This is a genomic window from Azospirillum canadense (genome assembly GCF_025961225.1).
Taxonomy (GTDB): domain Bacteria; phylum Pseudomonadota; class Alphaproteobacteria; order Azospirillales; family Azospirillaceae; genus Azospirillum; species Azospirillum canadense.
Window position 1 is genome coordinate 660,193 of sequence record NZ_JAOQNG010000002.1, and the last position, 22,882, is coordinate 683,074.

Genomic DNA, 22,882 nt, shown 5'->3' on the forward strand with positions numbered 1-22,882 from the left:
GGAAAGGCGGATAAGGGGCATGATCAGCCCGATGTCCCACATCCCTACGCCGGCATGACCCGGATCAGGTTCGGTGGGTCACCGCGTTGCCCGGACGGGTCCGGGCCGGCGGAGTCTCAGCCTCCTAACGAGGCACCCCAGGGAACGGGGGCAGCCTAGGGGAGCGGCCGCCACGCTGTCAAGAATACCAGCATCAGGAATACCAGAGCGCCCGGTGCCCCGCTCCGTTCCCAATTCCCCATCCCAATCCAATGTTAACCGGCTGCACGCCAAAATCCCGGCCAAATCAGGCCAGGAGCGTCCGGTGAGTGAAGAAACGACCCGTCACATCAGCGTTCGGTTGTCGATCGCCCGCCATGGCCGGGCCGGTTGGAAATGGACGATGCTGCTGACCAGCGAAGACGACGACGCCTGCACGGCCGCGGCCGAGTTCCGGTCCGGCGAGGACGGGCGCGGCACCTGGATGCGGATGATCGGCGACCGGGACTGGACCATGGTCACCCCGCCGGAGGAGCGCACCTACCCCACGGACGAGCAGGAGGCCCACCGGGAGATCGCGCAGGTCTGCGCCCAAGCCGCCGCCCAGTTCGTCGGGAAGGGGCAGGGAAATGGCTGGACCGGGGCCGTGACGGATGCCTTCGATCTGGCGCGGGCGCCGACGGTGGGGTCCTGCTGACCCCGCTTCCCGCTGTTACGGACTGTTACAAAACAGCCCGACCATGGACATAATTTGCAACGGCGTGCGTGGTAGCGTTCAAGCCGAACGCAGGAGACCTTTTCACCGCGGCGGAAGAATGCCGCCATCCCGTCCGGGGAGCATCGACACCGGCCCCGGCCGGAACGATGTCATGAAGGGCACCGCCGCGGCGCACGGCGCGGATAAGCCTCATCCCGACGGCATGCCTGCCGCAATGAAGGACAGCATGGACTTGGATACGCCCGTCAAACTTCCGCCGGAGTCAAAAACGCCCGGAGCCGAGCCGGACACCCTGGCGCCCCCCTACCAACGGCGGACCGAGGGGCGGCGCCGGTCGGTGCTGGGTCGCGTGATCGCCTGGGTGGTGGTGCTGGGCTTGATCGCGGGCGGCGGCTGGTGGTTCACCACCCGCCCCACGACGGAACAGGCGGTGCGGTCCGGTCGCTTCGGCGGGGAACGGCCGCCCATGCCGGTCGTGACTGCCGTGGTGGAGAAGGGCGACCTGCCGATCCGGCTGAACGGGCTGGGCACCGTCTCCGCGCTCGCCACCGTGACGGTGCGCCCGCAGGTCAGCGGGCAGCTGACCCAGATCGCCTTCAGCGAAGGGCAGATGGTCAAGAAGGGCGACTTCCTGGCGGAGGTGGACCCGCGCCCCTTCCAGCTGGCGGTCGACCAGGCGCAGGCGCAGTTGATGCGCGACCAAGCGCAGCTGAAGAACGCGCAGCTGGACCTGGAGCGTTACCGGACGCTGGTGAAGCAGGATTCCATCGCCAAGCAGCAGCGCGACACGCAGGAGGCGCTCGTCCAGCAGTATGAGGGCACGGTCAAGTCCGACCAGGTGGCGGTGGACAACGCGAAGCTGAACCTGTCCTACAGCCGCATCACGGCGCCGGTTTCGGGCCGTGTCGGCCTGCGGCTGGTCGACACCGGCAACTACGTCACCGCCGGGCAGACCACGGGCATCGTGGTCATCACGCAGATCCAGCCGATCTCCGTCTTGTTCACCCTGCCGGAGGACAACATTCCCGCGATCATGGCGCGGCTGCGCGGCGGGGCCACGCTGCCGGTCACGGCTTTCGACCGGACGCGCGCCAAGACCCTGGCCACCGGCACGCTGGAGACGGTGGACAACCAGATCGACGTCACCACGGGCACGGTGAAGCTGCGCGCGCGCTTCGACAACGCGGACCAGACGCTGTTCCCCAACCAGTTCGTCAACGTGCAGCTTCTGGTCGACGCGCTGGCCGGCGTGCCGCTCGTCCCCGTGGCCGCCGTCCAGCGCGGCGCGCCGGGCACCTTCGTCTATGTCGCCAACCGGCAGGACAGCACGGTCGCGGTGCGCCCGATCACGCTGGGCCCCAGCGACGGCACGATGACGGTGGTCGAGAAGGGGCTGAAGCCCGGTGATCTGGTCGTGACCGAGGGGGCGGACAAGCTGCGCGAGGGCGCCAAGGTCACGCTGCCGCCGGAAGGCGGCGCGCCCGCCGCGGGTGCCCCGAATGCCGGCGTGCCGCCCTCCGGCGAGGGTGAGCGCGGCCAACACCGCCGCCAACGGAACGCGTCGTAAGACGCAGGGCAACCCCCATGAACATCTCGCACCCCTTCGTCGTCCGCCCGGTCGCCACGTCGCTGCTGATGCTGGCGATCCTGCTGGTGGGGGCGGTCGCCTATCGCTTCCTGCCGCTGTCGGCGCTGCCGGCGGTCGAATACCCGGCGATCCAGGTCCAGACCTTCTACCCCGGCGCTAGCCCGGAGGTGATGACCTCGTCCATCACGGCCCCCCTGGAGCGGCAGCTGGGCCAGATGCCCGGCCTGACGCAGATGTCGTCGGTCAGTTCGGCCGGCGCGTCGGTCCTGACGCTGCAGTTCGGGCTGGAGCTGGGCATCGACATTGCGGAGCAGGAGGTGCAGGCGGCCATCAACGCGGCCGGCAACCTGCTGCCCTCGGACCTGCCGGCCCCGCCCATCTACGCCAAGGTCAACCCAGCCGACGCGCCGATCCTGACGCTGGCGCTGACCTCCAAGACGCTGCCGCTGACCCAGGTGCAGGACTTCGCCGACAGCCGCTTCGCGCAGAAGCTGTCGCAGCTTCCGGGTGTCGGCCTCGTCAGCCTCAGCGGCGGTCAGCGCCCGGCGGTGCGCATCCGCGCCAACCCCCGGGCGCTGGCCGCCTACGGCCTGAACATCGACGACCTGCGCAGCACCATCAACACGGCCAACGTCAACACGCCCAAGGGCAACATCGACGGGCCGACGCGCGCCTACACCATCAACGCCAACGACCAGCTGCGCAAGGCGAGCGAGTACAACGACATCGTCATCGCCTACCGCAACGGCGCGCCGGTCAAGCTGTCCGACGTGGCGGAGGTGGTGGACAGCGCGGAGAACACGAAGCTCGGCGCCTGGATGAACACGGTCCCGGCGATCATCCTGAACATCCAGCGCCAGCCCGGCGCCAACGTGATCGAGGTGGTGGACCGGGTGAAGGCGCTGCTGCCGCAGCTGACCGCCGCCCTCCCCTCCTCCGTCGATGTGGCGGTGCTGACCGACCGGACCACGACCATCCGCGCGTCGGTCGCCGACGTGCAGATGGAGTTGGGGCTGGCCGTGGCGCTGGTCGTGCTGGTCATCTTCCTGTTCCTGCGCAACATCCCCGCCACCATCATTCCCAGCCTGTCGGTGCCGTTGTCGCTGGTCGGCACCTTCGGCGTGATGTATCTGGCGGGCTTCAGCCTGAACAACCTGTCCCTGATGGCGCTGACCATCGCGACCGGCTTTGTCGTCGACGACGCCATCGTGATGATCGAGAACATCTCCCGCTACGTGGAGAAGGGCGAGAGCCCGCTGCGCGCCGCGCTGATCGGGTCGAAGCAGATCGGCTTCACCATCGTGTCGCTGACCATCTCACTGGTCGCGGTGCTGATCCCGCTGCTGTTCATGGGCGACGTGGTCGGCCGGCTGTTCCGCGAGTTCGCGATCACGCTGACCGTCACCATCCTGATCTCCGCCGTGGTGTCGCTGACGCTGGTGCCGATGCTCTGCGCCAAGCTGCTGCGCCATCACGAGCCGCGGGAGCGGTCCGCCATCGGCCGCCGGACGGAGGCCTGGTTCGACGGGCTGATCGCCGGCTATGGGCGGACGCTGCGCTGGGTGCTGGACCGGCAGGGGGCGACGCTGGTGGTGGCGGTCCTGACGCTGGGGCTGACCGCGGCGCTCTACGTCGCGATCCCCAAGGGCTTCTTCCCGATCCAGGACACCGGGCTGATCCAGGGCGTGTCGGAGGCGACGCAGTCCGTGTCCTACGCCGCCATGGCGGAGCGGCAGAACACGCTGGCGGCGGAGGTGCTGAAGGATCCGGACGTGCAGAGCCTGTCGTCCTTCATCGGGGTGGACGGGTCCAACACCACGCTGAACACCGGCCGTTTCCTGATCAACCTGAAGCCGAAGGACGAGCGGACGACCCACGTCAGCGACATCATCCGGCGGCTTCAGCGCAACACCGCCCATGTCCCCGGCATTTCGCTGTTCATGCAGCCGGTGCAGGACCTGACCATCGACGCGTCGGTCAGCCGCACCCAGTACCAGTTCGTGCTGGAGGACGCGAACCCGGACGAGTTCAAGGTCTGGGTGCCGAAGCTGCTCGACCGGCTGCATCAGGTGCCGGAGATCGAGGACATCGCCAGCAACATGCAGGACAAGGGGCTGGCGGCCTCCATCACCATCGACCGCGACACCGCGGCCCGCTACGGCATCACCACGGCAGCGGTGGACAACGCGCTGTATGACGCCTTCGGCCAGCGCATCGTTTCCACCATCTTCACCCAGGCGAACCAGTTCCGCGTGATCCTGGAGGTCGACCCGGCCCGGATGTCGCTGGCGGACCTGCTGACCTCCATCCACCTGCCGTCGTCCGGCGGCGGGCAGGTGCCGCTGGCCGCCTTCGCGCGGCTGGAGGAGCGCAGCGCGCCGTTGCAGGTCAACCACATCGGCCAGTTCCCGGCGGTCACCATCTCCTTCAACCTGGCCCACGGCGCCTCGCTGGGGGCTGCGGTGGAGGCGATCAAACAGGCGGAGCAGGAGGTCGGGTTGCCGGCCAGCATGATGACGCACTTCCAGGGTGCCGCGCTGGCCTTCCAGGCCTCGCTCGGCAACCAGCTGATGCTGATCCTGGCGGCCATCGTCACGATGTACATCGTGCTGGGCGTCCTCTACGAGAGCTACATCCACCCCATCACGATCCTGTCCACCCTGCCCTCCGCCGGCGTGGGCGCGCTGATCGCGCTGATGCTGGCGGGCAAGGATCTGAGCATCATCGCCATCATCGGCATCATCCTGCTGATCGGCATCGTGAAGAAGAACGCGATCATGATGATCGACTTCGCGCTGGACGCCGAACGGCAGGAGGGCAAGTCCCCGCGCGAGGCGATCTTCCAGGCCTGCCTGCTGCGCTTCCGCCCGATCCTGATGACGACCATGGCGGCCCTGCTGGGCGCCCTGCCCTTGATGCTGAGCAGCGGGACGGGGGCGGAGCTGCGCCAGCCGCTGGGCGTCTCCATCGTCGGCGGGCTGGTGCTGAGCCAGCTGCTGACCCTCTACACCACGCCGGTGATCTACCTGGCCTTCGACCGGCTGGCGGCGCGGTTCCGCAACAGTTCCGAGGAGTTGGGCGAGGAAGGGACGGCGTCATGAACCTGTCGGCGCCCTTCATCCGGCGGCCGGTCGCCACCACCCTGCTGACGCTGGGGCTGGCGCTCGCCGGGGTGATGGCCTTCCTCGGCCTGCCGGTGTCGCCGCTGCCGCAGGTGGATTTCCCGACCATCTCCGTCTCCGCCAGCATGCCCGGTGCCAGCCCGGAGACGATGGCGGCCAGCGTGGCCACACCGCTGGAGCGCCACCTGGGCCAGATCGCCGACGTGTCGGAGATGACGTCGTCCAGTTCCATCGGTTCGACGCGCATCACGCTCCAGTTCGGGCTGAACCGCGACATCGACGGGGCGGCGCGCGACGTGCAGGCGGCGATCAACGCGGCCCGCGCCGATCTGCCCACAAACCTGAAGAGCAACCCGACCTACCGCAAGGTCAACCCGGCCGACGCGCCGGTGTTGATCCTGGCGCTGACGTCCCAGACTTTGAGCCAGGGGCAGCTGTACGACAGCGCAGCGACGGTCCTTCAGCAGAAGCTGTCGCAGGTGGACGGCGTCGGGCAGGTCAGCATCGGCGGCAGCTCCCTTCCAGCCGTGCGGGTGGAGCTGAACCCGCAGGCGCTGTTCCAGTACCGCATCGGGCTGGAGGACGTGCGCGCCGCACTCGCGTCCGCCAACGCCAATGCGCCGAAGGGGGCCATCGAGGACGGCGACCGACGCTTCCAGATCTACACAAACGACCAGGCGCGCAAGGCGTCGGAATACCGCAACCTCGTCATCGCCTACCGCAACAACGCCGCCGTGCGCCTGTCCGACGTGGCGGAGGTGACGGACAGCGTGGAGGACTTACGCAACCAAGGGTTGTCGAATGGCAAGCCGTCGGTGCTGGTCATCCTGAACCGGGCGCCGGGAGCCAACATCATCGAGACGGTGGACCGGGTGAAGGCCCTGCTGCCGACGTTGCGGGCCTCCATCCCCGCGGACATCGACCTGACGGTCGCCAACGACCGCACCACGACCATCCGCGCGTCCCTGGCGGACGTGGAGCACACACTGCTGGTCGCCATCGCGCTGGTGATCATGGTGGTGTTCCTGTTCCTGCGCAACGCGCGGGCCAGCCTGATCCCGACCGTCGTGGTGCCGGTGTCGCTGGTCGGCACCTTCGGGGCGATGTACCTGCTGGGCTACAGCCTGAACAACCTGTCGCTGATGGCGCTGACCATCGCGACCGGCTTCGTCGTGGACGACGCCATCGTGGTGCTGGAGAACATCGCCCGCCACATCGAGAACGGCATGTCCCGCACCCAGGCGGCGCTGCGCGGGGCCAAGGAGGTGGGCTTCACCGTCCTGTCCATGAGCGTGTCGCTGATCGCCGTCTTCATCCCCATCCTGCTGATGGGCGGCATCGTCGGGCGGCTGTTCCGCGAATTCGCCATGACGCTGTCGGTGGCCATCCTCGTGTCGATGGTCATCTCGCTAACCACCACGCCGATGATGTGCGCCGCGTTGCTGCGCGTACCGAGGAGGGGCGAACGGCCGCCGGGGCGGGTGTCGCGCTTTGCCAAGCGGCTGGGCGCCTGGGTGCTGCGCCTCTACGACCGCAGCCTGACCGCGGCGCTGGACAACAGCCTGCTGACGATGGTGGTGTTCCTGGCGACCGTGGCGCTCAGCGTCCATCTCTTCGCCACCATCCCGAAGGGCTTCTTCCCGCAGCAGGACACCGGCCGGCTGATCGGCTTCATCGACGCGGACCAGAGCACGTCGTTCCAACTGATGCGGCAGAAGCTGACGCAGTTCGTGGAGTTGGTGAAGTCCGACCCGGCGGTGGACACGGTGGTGGGCTACACCGGGGGCGGGCGGACCAACTCCGGCTTTATGTCCGTCTCACTGAAGCCGCTGGCGGAACGCGACGCGTCGGCCGACCAAGTGATTGGGCGGTTGCGCGGCAAGCTGTCCCGCGTGGCGGGGGCCAACCTCTACCTGCAAGCCGTCCAGGACATCCGGATCGGCGGACGGCAGAGCAACGCGCAGTACCAGTTCACCCTGCAGGGCGACACGCTGGATGAACTCCAGACCTGGGCGCCGAAGCTGGCGCAGGCGCTGCAACAGGTGCCGGAGCTGACGGAGGTGAACTCCGACCAGCAGCAGAAGGGGCTGGCCATCGGCGTCACCATCGACCGCGACGCGGCCCGCCGCCTGGGCCTGACGCCCAGCCAGATCGACAACGCGCTATACGACGCCTTTGGCCAGCGGCAGGTCTCCACCATCTACAACCCGCTGAACCAGTACCACGTGATCATGGAGGTGGCGCCGCAATACCGCGAGAACCCGGAGATGCTGAAGGACATCTTCATCAGCACGTCGGGCGGCTCGGTCAGCGGCACGCAGGCGACCAGCGCCATCGCCGGGGCCGCGAACGCCGACACCACCGGCGTGACCAACCAGCGCACCAACCAGATCGCCAACACCGGCCGCGGCAGCGCGTCCACCGGGTCGGCGGTCAGCACGCAGGCGTCGACCGTCGTGCCCCTGTCGGCCTTCGCCAGCGTCGGCATGGAGAACACGCCGCTGTCGGTCAACCACCAGGGGCCGTTCGTCGCCACGACGATTTCGTTCAACCTGGCACCCGGCGTGGCGCTGGCCGACGCGGTGGCGGCGATCCGCCACACCATGGACAGCATCGGCATGCCGACCAGCATCCAGGGCAGCTTCCAGGGCACCGCCCGCGTGTTCCAGCAGTCGGCGTCGGACCAGCCGATCCTGATCATCACGGCGCTGCTGGCCGTCTACATCGTGCTGGGCGTGCTGTATGAGAGCTACGTCCACCCGCTGACCATCCTGTCGACCCTGCCGTCGGCCGGCGTCGGCGCGTTGCTGGCGCTGATGGCGCTGAACATGGAACTGAGCATCATCGCGCTGATCGGCGTCATCCTGCTGATCGGCATCGTGAAGAAGAACGCCATCATGATGATCGACGTGGCGCTGGAGGCGGAGCGGAGCGAGGGGCTGGACCCGCGCACCGCGATCCACCGCGCCTGCCTGCTGCGCTTCCGCCCGATCATGATGACGACCCTGGCGGCGCTGCTCGGCGCGCTGCCGCTCGCCATCGGCATGGGCGAGGGGGCGGAACTGCGCCGGCCGCTGGGCATCGCCATCGTCGGCGGGCTGGTGGTCAGCCAGATGCTGACCCTCTACACGACACCGGTCACCTACCTGTATCTTGACCGCTTCCGGCTGTGGTGCCGGCGCCTGTGGAACCGTCCACGGCGCGCCGCACCTTCCCCGGCAGAATGAAAGCGGGCACCGGACGAAACCGACGGACGAACCATGAAGACCAAGAATAACGGGCAGCCTTTCGCAACGCTCGCCCCGACCCTCGGCGCCCTGTGCCTACTGGCCGCCTGCACGGTCGGCCCGGACTATGAACGGCCGTCCGTCCCGGTGCCGACGATCTTCAAGGAGGCCGGGCAAGAGGGAAAGGTGATCCAGGCCGCCCTGACCGCCGCGCCGCGCGCGGACGGCTGGCGACCGGCCAACCCGCAGGAGGCGGGGCTTGAGCCCTGGTGGTCCGTTTTCAACGACCCGGTCCTGGATGGGCTGATGCGGCAGGTGGAGGTGTCGAACCAGACGCTGAAGGCGTCGGAAGCCGCCTACCGCCAAGCGCAGGCTCTGGTCGAGGAATCGCGTGCCTCCTTCTTCCCCACCCTGTCGATTAGTGGGGCCGGCCAGCGGACGGGTCCCGTGGGTTCCGGCCGGACCTCCTCCACCCGCACGTCGTCGAGCAGCGTTGGCGCCCGGACCATCTATGACGCATCCCTGGATGCGAGCTGGGCGCCCGACGTGTGGGGGCGCATCCGCCGCACGGTGGAAAGCGACGAGGCCGCCGTGCAGGCCAGCGCGGCCGACCTCGCGGCGGCCCGGCTGTCGGCGCAGGCGCAGCTGGCGTCGGCCTATGTGCAACTCCGCATCGCGGACGAGCGCAAGAAGTTGCTGGAGGCGTCCATCGCAGCTTTCCGCCGGTCGTTGGAAATCGCCCAGAACCGCCACGCCGCCGGGACGGCGACGCTGGCCGACGTTTTCACCGCCGAGACGCAGGTCCGCAGCACCGAATCCCAGCTGATCGCGCTCGGCGTGCAGCGCGCCCAGTTCGAGCACGCCATCGCCGTGCTGATCGGCAAGCCGCCGGCCGATTTCGCCCTGGTGCCGGAGCCGCTGCGGACCGCCATCCCGGCGGTCCCGCCGGGCATCCCCTCCGCCCTGCTGGAGCGGCGCCCGGACATCGCGGCGGCGGAGCGTCAGATGGCCCAGACCAACGCGCTGATCGGCGTGGCGGAGTCCGCCTACTACCCGGATATCCTGATCAACGGGTCGATCAGCAACACGGCCGCGATCATTCCCAAGCTGTTCCAGGCGCCGACCGCGCTCTGGGCCTTCGGCGCGCAAATCGCCGAGACGCTGTTCGACGGCGGCGCCCGCGACGCGGTGGTGAAGCTGCGCCGCGCCTCCTTCGACCAGAGCGTGGCGCTCTACCGGCAGACCGTGCTGACCGCCTTCCAGGAGGTGGAGGACCAGTTGGCCGCTCAGCGCATCCTGGCGCAGCAGGCCACGGTGCAGGCCGACGCCGTGCGTCTGGCGCGCGAGGCGGAACGGCTGACGCTGAACCAGTACCGGGCCGGCACCCTGCCTTATACCAGCGTGCTGACCGCGCAGACGGCCACGCTGTCCGACGAGGAGAACGCGCTGGCCGTCCAGCAGAGCCGGCTGCTCGCCGCGGTGTCGCTGCTCCAGGCGCTCGGCGGGCGGATGTAGGGTTCCGGGTTCCCGCGGGGTTGCGTCACTCTGTTCCGGCAACTTCGCGGGCGTCCGTTGACAAAGTTCCGGCAACTTGCGCAGAATCCCTTTGAGACAAAATCGAAGGGGATATCGATGCCGCCGCATGGTGGGGACGACATGCGCCAGCTGCGCGAACGCCGCGGGGAAAACCAGACGCAGTTCGCGGACTGGCTGAACGACCAGCTGGGACGCAGCTACACGAAGGCGAAGATCAGCCGGTGGGAGAGCGGGGCGGAGCGGATCCCGCAGCAGCTGGCCGATTTCCTGGCCGGGCAGTCGTCCGACGACCGTCCGCGGTCGGCCACCTTCCTGGCCGTTGCCAACCAGAAGGGCGGCGTTGGCAAGACGGCGACGGCAGTGAACCTTGCCTATGCCCTGACCGAGGGCGGGGCGCGGGTCCTGCTGATCGATTGCGATTCCCAGAGCAACGCGACCGTCCATGTCGGCGTCGGCAACGCGTCCATCGTGGAGCTGGAGCGCTGCCGCAAGACGCTTTACTTCGTGCTGCGGTCGGACGACCCGCTGTCGTCGGTCATCGTGCCGACGGGGGAGCGGGGGCTGGACCTCGCCCCGGCCGGCCTGTCGCTGGCCGACGCCGACGTCGAGCTTGCGGCCGACAGCACCGGCGGGCTCGTGTTGCGTGAGAAGCTGGACGAGGTGCGCTCCTCCTACGACTTCGTGGTCATGGACTGCGCGCCGAACCTGGGGCTGGTGACGGCCAACGCGCTGTCGGCCGCCGAACTGGTCATCGTACCGGTGCAGACGGAGGCGCTGGCCCTGTTGGGCGTGAAGCGGCTGGTCGACACCATCACGCGGATCCGCCGGCGCGTGAATCCCGGGCTGAGGATCGCCGGCATCATCCCGACCATGTACAACGAACGCCTGACCCAGGACCGGGCCACATTGCAGGAGTTGCGCGAGTCTTACGCCGAGCAGGTACCGGTGTTCCCCCCCATCCCCCGCGCCACCGTCTATGGCAAGGCCGCGGCGGCCGGCATGATCACGCTGGCCGGCGACCCCAACGCACCGGGCGCGGAGACCTTCCGCGAGGTGGCGCGGCAGATCCGCGCCTACGCCGCGAAGCGGGAGAACGCCCATGTCGCGTAAGTTCGAGCGCAAGACGAAGGAGCTGCTGGGCGGCACCCCCACCCTGACCGTCGGCACGGACAAGCTGTTCGGCACCTCGGCCGGATTCCCGCATGTGGTGGAGCTGGACCTGGATCAGGTTCACCGCAACCCCGACCAGCCGCGTCGGCATTTCGACGAGGCGGAGCTGAACAGCCTGGCGGCCTCCATCGAGCGGCACGGGCTGCAAAACCCGATCCTGGTCCGCCCGCTCCCCCAGGGCGATTACCTGCTGATCGGCGGCGAGCGCCGCATCCGCGCGCACCAGATCCTCGGCCGCAAGACGATCTTCGCCATCCTCACCTCCGGCGATCCGGACGAGATTGGGCTGATCGACAACGTCCAGCGCGTGGACCTGAACGCGGTGGAATACGCGACCGCCCTCGCCCGCTTGGCCGAGAAGCACGGCTACACCCACGACGAGTTGGCCGCAGTTGTCGGCAAGGACCGCACCGACATCACCAAGCTGCTGGCCATCCTGTCGCTGCCGGCGCCGATGCTGGAGGAATACGCCGCGTCCTTTACCCACGTGTCGCGGTCGGTGCTGATCGAAATCGCGGCAGCGGCGGACGATCTTCAGCCGGCGTTGTGGGAGCAGGCCAAGGAAGGGGCCTCGGTCAAGGCCGTGCGGCAAGCCAAGCGCGACCATGCGCAGGGGCAGAGCGCCCGCGAAGCCGGCCCGCACGACCCGGAGCGGACGCTCCAGGCCAGTGTGAAGCGCATTATGCGCGATGTGGCTGTGGTGCGGGAGCAGCGGCACCTGCTGGACCGGGCCCATCGGGACCGTCTGCTCCAGCTGCGCGCGGAGATCGACGCCATTCTGGAGGACGCGCCGCAGCGGTCCTGAGGTGTCGTGATGTGGGACGTCCCACATCGGTGGAGCGAGGGTGGCGCGTGTGGGACGTCCCACATACGCCACGCCGGACCGAAGCCGGTCAGGGAACGAGGTGGGGAGAGACCGCGGCGTGGAAGGTCTCGACCACCGCTGGGTCGGTGAACTCCGGGAGGCCGGACAGGCCGCAATTCACCAGATCCTGGTTTGATTGCACGACGTTCGCGGCCTCCAGGAAGGCTTGGCAGGCCTGCGCCCGGATGTCCTCCCGTCGCGCCAACACGAACAGGCCAGTGCCGTCGTCGCCGCGGGTCTTGAACATCATTTCGCACCCGACGAAGGGGAAGACGCGGTGCATGTCCTCCGTGCTGTAGGACCCGATGTGGGCCTCCCACGGGTTCCCCTCATACTCGCCCTGCGGCCATTCGCCGATGGGGATGGCGATGTAGACGGCGTCGCACACCAGCAGGATCCGCATCACCAACTGCTGCGCCTCGTCGCGGGTCATGTGCTCGATCACGTCGCCGAGCAGCGCGATGCCGCCCCGCGGCAGCGCGCCGTAGTCGAAGCGGCGGGGCGTCAGCGACATGGACCTCGTCATAGACCGCCTCCAGCCCGTACTCCTTCACGTAGGGACCCCACACCTCCACCGCGGTGAAGCGGGCCTTGGGCAGGATCGGGCGGAGAAGCCGCGCGTAGGTGCCCACCCCCGGCCCGATGTCGAGCATGTGCGACACCGCATGGCGGGCGTTGAAGCGGTTGATCGCCAGCGCGGTGACGGATTTACCGAGGATGGTGCTGAAGGGCATCGGCTGTGTCTCCAAGGGGGTCCGGGATGATGGACCGGACCTGGGGCGCGATCAAAGGGCTTTACGAAAAAGTGCGGCGGGCCAGCGCGACGCCGCGGCGGGCGTAATCGAGGGCGGTTCCGGCCAGCCCTTCCAACTCCAGGCCGTCGTAGAGGCCCGCGTCGAAGGAGGCCTTGCCGAAGTCCTGCATGGGGTCTTCCGGTGTCCACATGTGCAGGTGGATTTCCTGCCCCCGTCCCGGCCCGGCCGGCATCCCGCCTTCGATCACGCCGTCCAGCAGGGTCAGGTCGTCGACCAGGTCGTTGATGGCGACCTCCGACGCGTACATGGTCAGCACGCCGATCCACCAGTCCGGCCAGGACATGCCCCGCCAGTCCTCCTCCAGCAGCAGGCCGGCGACCTCCAGGGACTTGCGGGCGCAGCGGTCGAGCAGCGCGGCCTCCCCGTACCAGGTCGGTCCCAGGTTGCGGTAGCGGCCATAGCGGAAGCCGCGGCGCTGTGCGAAGTCGGCCAGCCGGCGGATGCTCCCTTCCGACGCGTAGCCGCCGCTGCCGATGGCAAAGCGCCGCGGGTGGAACGTCTTGAAGGCCGGCATCAGGATGGTGTCGACATCCGTCAGCAGGGCATAGCAATGCCGGTCCGGCAGGTCCAGCGCGGCGAGGTAATGGTTGCAGTAGGGATAGCGCGTCCCCTCGAACGTGGTGACCGACGCGAAGTTCGGGTGGTCGTAGCGATCCTCCACCGGCTCCATGATCCGGCAGGGAATGCGCGGGTCGATCAGGTGATGGGTGCCCGGCGGGATGGTCACCAGGAAATCGAGGGCGGCGCAATCCAGGTCCAGGTAGGACAGGTACAGGGAATGGAGCTGCCAATTGAGCGCCCATTTCCGCGGGTCGCAGAAGGCGGTGAGCACGGTCGGCGGGAACTCCCGCTCCGGCTCGGCCATGCGGCCGGTGATGTGGACGACGTCGGCGTAGTCCTGTTCGTACCGCACCACGCCGAGGGCGGACAGGTGCCCGCCATAGCGCTCGTCCACACCCAGCAGGGCCGGCGCGCGCCGGCAGGCTTCGGTGAGGTGCCCGCCGCACCACAGGGCGAGGCACAGGAAATAGCGCGCCCGCTCGCTGGTCGGATCGGCCGCTTCCGCGCGCCGCAGAAGCCGAATGGCGTGTGCCGTATGGCTGCAGAACAGCTGGGCGCCCCCAAGGTCGGTCAGGGCCTCGGCCGATCCCGGTTCCAAGACCACCGGCAAGCGGAGAAGCCGCACCTGCTCCCGCCCCTGCCCCAGCACCTCCAGGCTGGCGGACAGGCCGCGGATCGCGTCGGGGCGCATGGGATCCAGGTGAAGGGCACAGCGAAAGGCGCGGGCGGCCTCCGCCGGCTGGCGCGCCCCGCGGTGGGCCTCGGCCAATCCAAGAACGGCCGGGACCCTCGCGCAGTCCACGGCCAGCGCGCGCCGGTAGGCGCGCACGGCCTCGTCGAAGCGGCCCAGCGCGCGGAGCAGGTCGCCGAGCAGGCAGCGGAAGGGGACGACCATCGGGCTGGCCGCGACGCACAGGCCCATGTGGTGGACGACATCCTGAAGCTTGCCCGACTGCGCTTGAACGGAGGCCAGGAGGTACAGGGCCGTCGCGTGGTCGGGGACGGCGTTCACGACCGCCTGGAAGACCGCCTCCGCGTCACCGAGGTGTCCGCCGTCCAGATGCTACAGCCCGATGTCGATGGCTTCTTCGACCGTTGCCATGAACGCCTTTCTCATCCGCTGGCCTATCCGCCGGCGACCGCATCACCGTAGACGGGAATGACTGCCCGACTTTTCATCCCCTGACAAGAGTGCTGAAAAGCTTGACGGAACTGGGCTTGCGATGGGGCGGTGATACCAAACCAGGCGAAGACTTCCGCGACCGTCAACTGCGGGTTTTCGGGTTCCGCGCGGGGTTTTCAAAGCCGGATTTTGCTGGAATGGTCCGGCACACTACCACACGACGACCGGATTGTGTCGGCCGAAGTGCCATCGGCGCCGGTTCGCGTCGCCAACACAGGCGCATGTCCGAAGACATACCCCGGAACTCTGTCGCGCGCCGGTTCGTTCCTTTTCCGGCATTCCAACTGGAGCGCGGAAATGGACGTGACGAGGGTGTGCCGCACCGGGGCCGTCTTTGCCATGACCATGGCCCTTCTTGCGGCTGCCCCCGCGCTCGCTCAGGACACCGCTCCGACAAAGGCCGTTCCCGCACCTGCCGCCTCGCCGCCGGACGACGGCGCCTGGGCGATGCCGGCGAAGAACTACGCCAGCACCCGCTATAGCGAGTTGGACGAGATCAACGCCGGTACCGTCCGCGACCTTCAGGTCGCCTTCACCTTCTCCACCGGCGTCGACCGGGGGCAGGAGGCCGCTCCCTTGGTCGTCGGCAACACGATGTACATCGTGACCCCCTACCCAAACCGCCTCTTCGCGCTCGACCTCACGCAGCCGGGCGCCCCGGTGACGTGGACGTTCGAGCCGAAGCCGGCGGCCTCGGCGCAAGGGGTCGCCTGCTGCGATTTCATCAACCGCGGCGTGGCCTTCGCGGACGGCCGGGTGTTCATGAACACGCTGGACGGCCAGACCATCGCCGTGGAGGCCGGCACGGGGCGGGAGGTCTGGCGGACCAAGCTCGGCGACATCAACAAGGGGGAGACCATCACCATGGCCCCCCTGGTGGTGAAGGGTAAGGTCTTGGTCGGCAATTCGGGCGGCGAGTTCGGGGTCCGCGGCTGGCTGACCGCGCTGGACGCCGGCACCGGCAAGATCGCGTGGAAGGCCTACAACACCGGCCCCGACAGCGATGTGCTGATCGGCCCCGACTACAAGCCCTTCTATGACAAGGAGAAGGGCAAGGACCTGGGTGTGACCACTTGGCCGCCCAACGCGTGGGAGATCGGCGGCGGCACGGTGTGGGGCTGGATCGCCTACGACCCGGAGCTTGACCTGATCTACCACGGTACCGCCAACCCCGGCCCGTGGAACCCGGAGCAGCGGCCGGGCGACAACAAATGGACCGGCGGCATCTTCGCCCGCAATCCGGACACCGGGCAGGCGCGCTGGTTCTACCAGGTGGTGCCCCACGACCTGTACGACCACGATGCCATCAACGAGTTGATCCTGCTCGACATGCCGGTGAACGGCACCATGCGCAAGACCGTCGTCCGGCCGGAGCGCAACGGCTACATCTACGTGCTCGACCGCGCGACGGGGGAGGTGCTGTCGGCCGACCCGTACGCGTATATCAATTCCTCCACCGGCGTGGACCTGAAGACGGGCATCCTGGCGATGGTGGAGGCCAAGGCGCCGAAGATGGGCAAGGTCGTCCGCGACATCTGCCCGACGGCGCCGGGGTCGAAGGACTGGAACCCGTCCTCCTTCTCGCCGCGGACCGGGCTTCTCTACATCCCGCACATGAACCTGTGCATGGACTGGCAGAGCGCGGAGGCCAACTACATCGCCGGCACGCCCTACGTCGGGGCGGAGGTGCGCATGTTCGCCGGCCCCGGCGGCCACCGGGGCGAACTGTCGGCCTGGGACCCGGTCAAGCGCGCCAAGGCCTGGAGCGTGAAGGAGGACTTCCCGCTGTGGAGCGGCACGCTGTCCACCGCCGGCGACCTCGTCTTCTACGGGACCATGGAGGGATGGTTCAAGGCGCTGGACGCCCGCACGGGGGAGGAGCTGTGGCGGTTCAAGACCGGCTCCGGGATCATAGGCCAGCCGATCGCATACCGCGGGCCGGACGGGCGGGAGTATGTCGCCGTGCTGTCCGGCGTCGGCGGCTGGGCCGGGGCGGTGGTGGTCGGCAACCTCGACCCGCGCGACGCCACGGCGGCCAAGGGCTTCGTCAACGCCGTCGCCGACCTGAAGGACAAAACGACCAAGGGGGGAACGCTCTATGTCTTCGCCCTGCCGTCGAAGCGTTAGCCTCGCGGTCCTCGCCGTCCTGGCGCTCGCCGCCTGCGACCGGGAGGAGCGGGAGCCGCGCGGCGCCCCGGTGGGCGAGAGCGGCCCGCAGGCCATCGCGCAAGGCAGCCTCTACGCCGGCGAACCCTCGCCCCCCGACCCGCGCCGGCAAGAGTATGAGGGCAACGCCTACCACCTCGCGCAGGGCAAGCAGCTGTACGTCTGGTTCAACTGCAACGGCTGCCACTCCAACGGCGGCGGCGACATCGGCCCGCCGCTGATGGACGACACCTGGATCTACGGCGACAGCCTGGAGAACATTTTCGCCACCATCGTCCAGGGCCGGCCGAACGGCATGCCCTCCTTCCGCAACAAGATCCCGGAAACGCAGATTTGGGAGATCGCCGCGTATGTGCGGTCGATGAGCGGGCAGACGCCGACCGCCGCCTCCCCCGGGCGCAACGACAGCCTGAACGCCAAGCCGGCCGAACAGCGCGCGCCCAAGGCGGAGCCCAAGCAGTCCAACCCCGGCGGCCCGCAGGTGGAGGGCCGGCAATGACGGCGCGGCTGGCAGCCCCCTCGCCCAGCCCCGCTGGGAGAGGGAGGGACCCATGCGCAGCTCTCGGCGAAGCAAAGCTTCGCCTGCCGCCAGCGCAAGCTTTGCTTGCGCGAAAGGCATGGGAGGGTGAGGGCAAGGTCTTCCCGAGAAACCTAGCCCTCACCCTCCCACTTTGTGGGCCCCTCCCTCTCCCGCCGGGGGCGGGCGAGGGGGCTGCGCCCTGGCGCCGCGCCGCACTGGCGCTGTGCCCCTTGGCGCTGTCGGCCTGCCAGGGCATCCAGTCCGCGCTCGACCCCGCCGGGCACCAGTCCGGGCGGATCGCCGGGCTGTGGTGGCTGTTCCTGGCGGTGCTGGCCGCAATTTACGCGCTCGTCCTGGTCCTCCTGCTGATCGCGGCGTTCCGGTCGCGGCGCCGCCGGAGCCTGCCGCCCGGCCCCGCTTTCCGTCCGGAGGAGCCGACCGAGCGCCGGCTGACCCGCGGGCTCACCGCCTGGGCGGTCGGCACCGCCGCCATCGTGCTGACACTGACCGGGTTCAGCTACGCCGTGGACCGCGACATCCTCGCGCTCGGCCACCGGGCGGAGCTAACCATCGAGGTCACGGCCAAGCAGTGGTGGTGGCAGGTCAAGTACGACGATCCGGTGCCGAACCGCAGCTTTGAGACGGCCAACGAGATCCGCCTGCCGGTCGGCGTGCCAGTGCGCGTGGTGCTGAAGTCGCAGGACGTCATCCACAGCTTCTGGGTCCCGAACCTGCACGGCAAGACCGACCTGATCCCCGGCCGGGTCAACGAGACGGTGATCGTCGCCGACCGCGAGGGCCGTTACCGCGGGCAATGCGCGGAGTTCTGCGGGTTCCAGCACGCCAACATGGCGCTGGATGTGGTGGCGATGCCGCGCGAGCAGTTCGACGCGTGGCGGGAGTCCCAGCTCGCCCCCGCCAGCGCCCCGTCCGACGACCGGAGCCGGGAGGGCCAGCGCGTCTTCCTGACCTCGGCCTGCGTGATGTGCCACACCGTGCGCGGCACCACGGCGGCCAGCCGGGTCGGGCCGGACCTGACCCACGTCGCCGCGCGTCCGTCGCTGGCGGCCGGGACGCTGCCCTACAGTAAAGGGAACCTCGCGGGCTGGATCGCCGACCCGCAACGCATCAAGCCGGGCAGCCAGATGCCGGTGGTCGATCTGTCCGCCGACCAGCTGCAAAGCGTGCTCGCCTACTTGGACGGCCTGAAATGAGCCCCCGCGACGCATCCCCGTTCATTCGCCGCGACGGCCCCGCCCTGGAGGAGGTGGAGACCTATGCCCGGCTGGAGCGGACCTGGGCAACGCCGCCCGGCTTGTGGGGCTGGCTGTCCAGCGTGGACCACAAGCAGGTTGGCCGGCGCTACATCGTCACCGCCTTCGTCTTCTTCCTGCTGGCCGGGCTGCTGGCGCTTGCCATGCGGATGCAACTGGCCGGGCCGGAACAGACGCTGCTGACGCCCGACCGTTACAACCAGATCTTCACGATGCACGGCACGACGATGATGTTCCTATTCGCCGTGCCGGTGATGGAGGCCTTCGCCATCTATCTGGTGCCGCTGATGGTCGGCACGCGCGCCATCGCCTTTCCGCGGCTGAACGCCTTCAGCTATTGGGTCTATCTGGCCGGCGGGGTGATGCTGTGGGTGGCCTTCATCCTCAACGTCGGGCCGGACGTGGGCTGGTTCAGCTACGTCCCCCTGGCCGGACCGCAGTTCAGCCCCGGCAAGCGCACCGACTTCTGGGCGCAGATGATCACCTTCACCGAGGTGGCGGCGCTGGCCGTGGCGGTCGAGATCATCGTGACGGTGTTCAAGCAGCGCGCGCCGGGCATGTCGCTGAACCGCATCCCGCTGTTCGTCTGGGGCCAGTTGGTCACCTCATTCATGGTCGTCTTCGCCATGCCGGCGGTGATGGTGTCCAGCAGCATGCTGATCATGGACCGGCTGATCGGCACCCATTTCTTCAACCCGGCGGAGGGCGGCGACGCCCTGTTGTGGCAGCACCTGTTCTGGTTCTTCGGCCATCCGGAGGTCTACATCATCTTCCTGCCGGCGACCGGCTTCGTGTCCTCCATCCTGCCGACCTTCGCGCGGCGGCCGATCTTCGGCTACACCGCCCTGGTGCTGGCGCTGGTCGCCACTGGGTTCCTGGGCTTCGGCCTTTGGGTGCACCACATGTTCGTGACGGGGCTGCCGCACCTCGGCAACAGCTTCTACACGGCGGCGAGCATGGCCATCGCGGTGCCCAGCGGCATCCAGATCTTCTGCTGGCTCGCCACGCTGTGGGACGGCCGGCCGCGCTTTGCCACGCCGCTGCTGTTCGTCATCGGCTTCATCGTCATCTTTGTGCTGGGCGGCCTCAGCGGCATCATGCTGGCGTCGGTGCCGATTGACAGCCAGGTGCACGACACCTACTTCGTCGTGGCCCACTTCCATTACGTGCTGATCGGCGGGGCGGTGTTCCCGCTGTTCGGGGCGGTCTACTACTGGTTCCCGAAATTCACCGGGCGGATGCTGTCGGAACGGGCGGGGGCCTGGAACTTCGGGCTGTTCTTCGTCGGCTTCAACCTCGCCTTCTTCCCCATGCACATCCTGGGGCTGATCGGGATGCCGCGCCGGGTCTACAGCTACCCCGCGGGGCTGGGCTGGGACGACCTGAACCTGCTGGCGACGGCGGGTGCCACGATCCTGGCGGCCGGGGTGCTGGTCTTCCTGGGTAACGTCTGGCACAGCCTGAAATACGGCCTCGTCGCCGACGACAACCCGTGGGGAGCGGCGACGCTGGAGTGGGCCACCACCTCCCCACCGCCGAGCTTCAACTTCGTCCACATCCCCGTGGTGACCGGCAGCAACCCCCTATGGGAGGAGCCCGACGGACTGCCCGTGGTCGGCGGCCTGCGCGTGGACCAGCGGGAACTGCTGCTGACCAGCGTGGTGGATGCGGAGCCCGAGGTGCGGGAGCCCTCGCCCGAGCCTTCCATCTGGCCGCTGCTGTCGGCGACCGCCGTCACGATCCTGTTCATCGGCTCGATCTTCACGCCTTGGGCGGTGGTCTGGGGTTCCATCCCGCTGGCGGTCGGGCTGATCGGCTGGTTCTGGCCGAAGTCGGCGCCCGACACCCCCGAACCGGTGATCGACTGATGGAACGCGCCCCCCGCTTCGCCGCCGACCTCGCCCACCTGCCGACCAGTGCGCATGGCCCACGCGCGACCACATGGTGGGGGACGCTGGGCTTCATCCTGATCGAGGCGACCGGCTTCGCGCTGGCCGCCGCGGCCTATTTCTACCTGATGGGCCAGACGGAGACCTGGCCGCCGGGCCAGTCGCCGCCGGACTGGCTGTGGGGGACGCTCCAACTCGTCCTGATGCTGGCCAGCCTGTGGCCAAACTGGTGGACCGACCGGGTCGCCCACGCCGACGATTTGCGCAAGGTGCGGATCGGGTTGGTCGCCATGTCGGCCGTCGGGCTGCTCACCCTGGTCGTCCGTGCCTTCGAGTTCGGCGCGCTGAACTGCCGCTGGGACGACAACGCCTACGGTTCCATGGTCTGGGTGCTGCTGGGGCTGCACGCCACGCACCTGATCACCGACGTCGGCGACACTCTGGTCCTGACCGTGCTGATGTTCACCAAGCACGTGGAGCCGCGCCGCTTCACCGACGTCACCGACAACTGCGTCTATTGGAACTTCGTGGTCGCCGCCTGGGTGCCGCTCTGGGCGCTGCTCTACGTCGTGCCGAGGGTGGTCTGAGATGGCGGCGCGGCGCATGCAATGGGCGCCCTGGGCCGGCTGGCTGGCCGGGCCGCTGGGCTGGATCGTCCAGCACCAGGGCGGGTCCAACACCGTGTTCTGGAACTGCAACCTGGGCCAGCCCCCGCTGGTGGTGACGCTGGGCGTGGTCGGCGCGCTGGTGGCGCTGGGCGGCGGTTGGCTGTCCTGGCGGGCAATGCGCGACGCCGAACCGGCGGACATCGCGGAGCCCCGCTGGGGGAGCCAGCGCTTCATCGGCATGGTGGGCGTGCTGGTCGTGCTGATCGTCCTGGTCGCCATCGCCGGGCAGACGATGGCCGGCCTAATCCTGCGCGGCTGCGGGTGACGGCTGCGGGTGAGGGGGGAGGAATCGCCATGTCCTTCGGGCGGAGCAGACGGATCGCGTTGGCGGTGCTCGCGCTCGTCGTCGTTGCGGGCGGGGCGGGCCTCGCTTGGGAAAGCCGACGGGAGCAGGACAAGACCTGGCGCCGCGCCGCCGCCATCACCGGCGGCGATCCCCACGCGGGGCAGGAGGCGGTGCTGCGCTACGGCTGCGGCAGCTGCCACACCATCCCCGGCGTGACGCGCGCCCGCGGGCTGGTCGGCCCGCCGCTGAGCAACTTCGGCAGCCGGGTCTTCGTCGGCGGCGTCCTCCACAACACGCCGGAGAACGTGATGAGCTGGGTGAAGGATCCCCCCGGCATTTCGCCGAAGACGGCGATGCCCAACCTGGGCGTCAGCGACCGCGACGCGCGGGACATCACCGCCTACCTCTACACCCTCACCGACGGGGGCTGGTGACATGCGGCAGTGCGTGATCGTTGCGGCCCTGCTTCTCGTCCTGTGGGCGGGCGGAGCGCCGGCCGGGGCGGAGGCCTTGCGCGTCTGCGCCGATCCCAACAACCTTCCCTACAGCAACGACCGCGGCGAAGGCTTCGAGAACCGCATCGTCGAACTGCTGGCCCGCGACCTCGGCATGACCGTCGACTACACCTGGTGGGCGCAGCGCCGCGGCTTCATCCGGAACACGTTGAAGGCCGGCCTGTGCGACGTGGTCGCCGGGGTGCCTATGGGGCTGCCGATGCTGGCGGTGACGCGGCCCTACTACCGCTCCACCTACGTCTTCGTCACCGTCGCGGCGCGCGGGCTGGACATCCGCAGCTTCGATGACGAGCGGCTGCGCACGCTGCGCGTCGGGGTGCAGATGATCGGCGACGATTTCTCCAACGCCCCACCAGCCCACGCGCTGAGCCGCCGCGGCATCGTGGAGAATGTGCGCGGCTACCTCGTCTACGGCGACTACACCCAGCCGAACCCGACCGCCCGCATTGTGGAGGCGGTGGCGCGGGGCGACGTCGACGTCGCCGTCGTTTGGGGGCCACAGGCGGGCTTCTTCGCCCGGCGCCAACCGGTGCCGCTGACGCTCACCCCGGTGTCGCCGAGCATCGACGGGCCGATCCGCCCGATGATCTTCGACATCTCCATGGGCACCCGCCGCGAGGACACGTACCTTCGCGAACGCCTGGACGATGCGCTGGGGCGCAACGCCGCGGCGATCGACGCCATCCTGGCGGACTACGGCGTGCCCAGGGTCGACCCGCCGCGCGCGCCTTGACCGCTTCGTTTGCAGTCCCCCGCAACGTTCCGCTACACTCGCGCTAAAGTTTCCGGAGTGATGCGCC

The 22,882-nt window shown here is 68.8% G+C and carries 17 protein-coding genes and 1 riboswitch; of the genes, 15 read left to right on the forward strand and 2 right to left on the reverse strand.

The annotated features are described in order from the left end of the window. Positions 1–21: 21 nt before the first annotated feature. Positions 22–150, reverse strand: a riboswitch (TPP riboswitch). A gap of 154 nt (positions 151–304) precedes the next feature. The 7 genes from M2351_RS17545 to M2351_RS17575 all read left to right on the forward strand — a co-directional run bounded on the left by M2351_RS17545 (position 305) and on the right by M2351_RS17575 (position 12,145). Continuing rightward, the gene (locus M2351_RS17545; protein ID WP_264657409.1) at positions 305–676 is read left to right on the forward strand and encodes a hypothetical protein; all 372 of its coding nucleotides are present in this window, start codon (positions 305–307) and stop codon (positions 674–676) included. Positions 677–848: 172 nt separating this feature from the next. Further along, positions 849–2,264, forward strand: a complete 1,416-nt coding sequence (locus M2351_RS17550) for an MdtA/MuxA family multidrug efflux RND transporter periplasmic adaptor subunit (RefSeq protein ID WP_264657410.1) — start codon at positions 849–851, stop codon at positions 2,262–2,264. 17 nt (positions 2,265–2,281) lie between these two features. Beyond that, complete coding sequence (locus M2351_RS17555; RefSeq protein WP_264657411.1) at positions 2,282–5,386, forward strand: MdtB/MuxB family multidrug efflux RND transporter permease subunit; 3,105 nt, start codon at positions 2,282–2,284, stop codon at positions 5,384–5,386. After that, on the forward strand, positions 5,383–8,634 hold the full coding sequence (locus M2351_RS17560) for an efflux RND transporter permease subunit (protein WP_264657412.1): 3,252 nt from the start codon (positions 5,383–5,385) through the stop codon (positions 8,632–8,634). Before M2351_RS17555 ends, M2351_RS17560 begins: the two co-directional genes overlap by 4 nt. A 33-nt stretch (positions 8,635–8,667) precedes the next feature. Then, positions 8,668–10,149 (forward strand): efflux transporter outer membrane subunit, encoded by a 1,482-nt coding sequence (locus M2351_RS17565; protein WP_264657413.1) that lies wholly within the window; start codon positions 8,668–8,670, stop codon positions 10,147–10,149. A 117-nt stretch (positions 10,150–10,266) separates the two neighbouring features. Further along, positions 10,267–11,280 carry an AAA family ATPase gene (locus M2351_RS17570; protein WP_264657414.1) on the forward strand — a complete coding sequence of 338 codons (1,014 nt, stop codon included), beginning with the start codon at positions 10,267–10,269 and terminating at the stop codon, positions 11,278–11,280. Continuing rightward, positions 11,270–12,145, forward strand: coding sequence for a ParB/RepB/Spo0J family partition protein (locus M2351_RS17575; RefSeq protein ID WP_264657415.1), 876 nt, complete (start codon positions 11,270–11,272; stop codon positions 12,143–12,145). Before M2351_RS17570 ends, M2351_RS17575 begins: the two co-directional genes overlap by 11 nt. A gap of 88 nt (positions 12,146–12,233) precedes the next feature. Here the strand turns inward: M2351_RS17575 and M2351_RS17580 are convergent, their stop codons facing one another. Then, positions 12,234–12,731, reverse strand: coding sequence for a hypothetical protein (locus M2351_RS17580; RefSeq protein WP_264657416.1), 498 nt, complete (start codon positions 12,729–12,731; stop codon positions 12,234–12,236). Positions 12,732–13,000: 269 nt separating this feature from the next. Then, entirely contained in the window at positions 13,001–14,641 is a 1,641-nt protein-coding gene (locus M2351_RS17585) for a tetratricopeptide repeat protein (protein WP_264657493.1), read from the reverse strand. A 420-nt stretch (positions 14,642–15,061) separates the two neighbouring features. Between M2351_RS17585 and M2351_RS17590 the strand changes: the two genes are divergently transcribed. The 8 genes from M2351_RS17590 (at position 15,062) to M2351_RS17625 (ending at position 22,815) form a co-directional block, all read left to right on the forward strand. Beyond that, entirely contained in the window at positions 15,062–16,891 is a 1,830-nt protein-coding gene (locus M2351_RS17590; protein WP_264657417.1) for a methanol/ethanol family PQQ-dependent dehydrogenase, read from the forward strand. Further along, a complete protein-coding gene (locus M2351_RS17595) occupies positions 16,863–17,429 on the forward strand; it encodes a c-type cytochrome (protein ID WP_264657418.1) in 567 nt (188 codons plus the stop codon). Before M2351_RS17590 ends, M2351_RS17595 begins: the two co-directional genes overlap by 29 nt. Positions 17,430–17,680: 251 nt before the next feature. After that, the gene (gene coxB / locus M2351_RS17600; RefSeq protein ID WP_264657419.1) at positions 17,681–18,664 is read left to right on the forward strand and encodes a cytochrome c oxidase subunit II; all 984 of its coding nucleotides are present in this window, start codon (positions 17,681–17,683) and stop codon (positions 18,662–18,664) included. Further along, on the forward strand, positions 18,661–20,592 hold the full coding sequence (gene ctaD / locus M2351_RS17605; RefSeq protein WP_264657420.1) for a cytochrome c oxidase subunit I: 1,932 nt from the start codon (positions 18,661–18,663) through the stop codon (positions 20,590–20,592). Before coxB ends, ctaD begins: the two co-directional genes overlap by 4 nt. Beyond that, positions 20,592–21,200: a cytochrome c oxidase subunit 3 gene (locus tag M2351_RS17610; RefSeq protein WP_264657421.1), complete on the forward strand. Its 609-nt coding sequence runs from the start codon at positions 20,592–20,594 to the stop codon at positions 21,198–21,200. The genes ctaD and M2351_RS17610 overlap by 1 nt, the downstream gene beginning before the upstream one ends. A 1-nt stretch (position 21,201) precedes the next feature. Then, positions 21,202–21,546 carry a hypothetical protein gene (locus M2351_RS17615; RefSeq protein ID WP_264657422.1) on the forward strand — a complete coding sequence of 115 codons (345 nt, stop codon included), beginning with the start codon at positions 21,202–21,204 and terminating at the stop codon, positions 21,544–21,546. Between the two features lie 29 nt (positions 21,547–21,575). Beyond that, the gene (locus M2351_RS17620) at positions 21,576–22,001 is read left to right on the forward strand and encodes a c-type cytochrome (protein WP_264657423.1); all 426 of its coding nucleotides are present in this window, start codon (positions 21,576–21,578) and stop codon (positions 21,999–22,001) included. Position 22,002: 1 nt separating this feature from the next. Next, entirely contained in the window at positions 22,003–22,815 is an 813-nt protein-coding gene (locus M2351_RS17625; RefSeq protein ID WP_264657424.1) for a substrate-binding domain-containing protein, read from the forward strand. Positions 22,816–22,882: the final 67 nt, after the last annotated feature.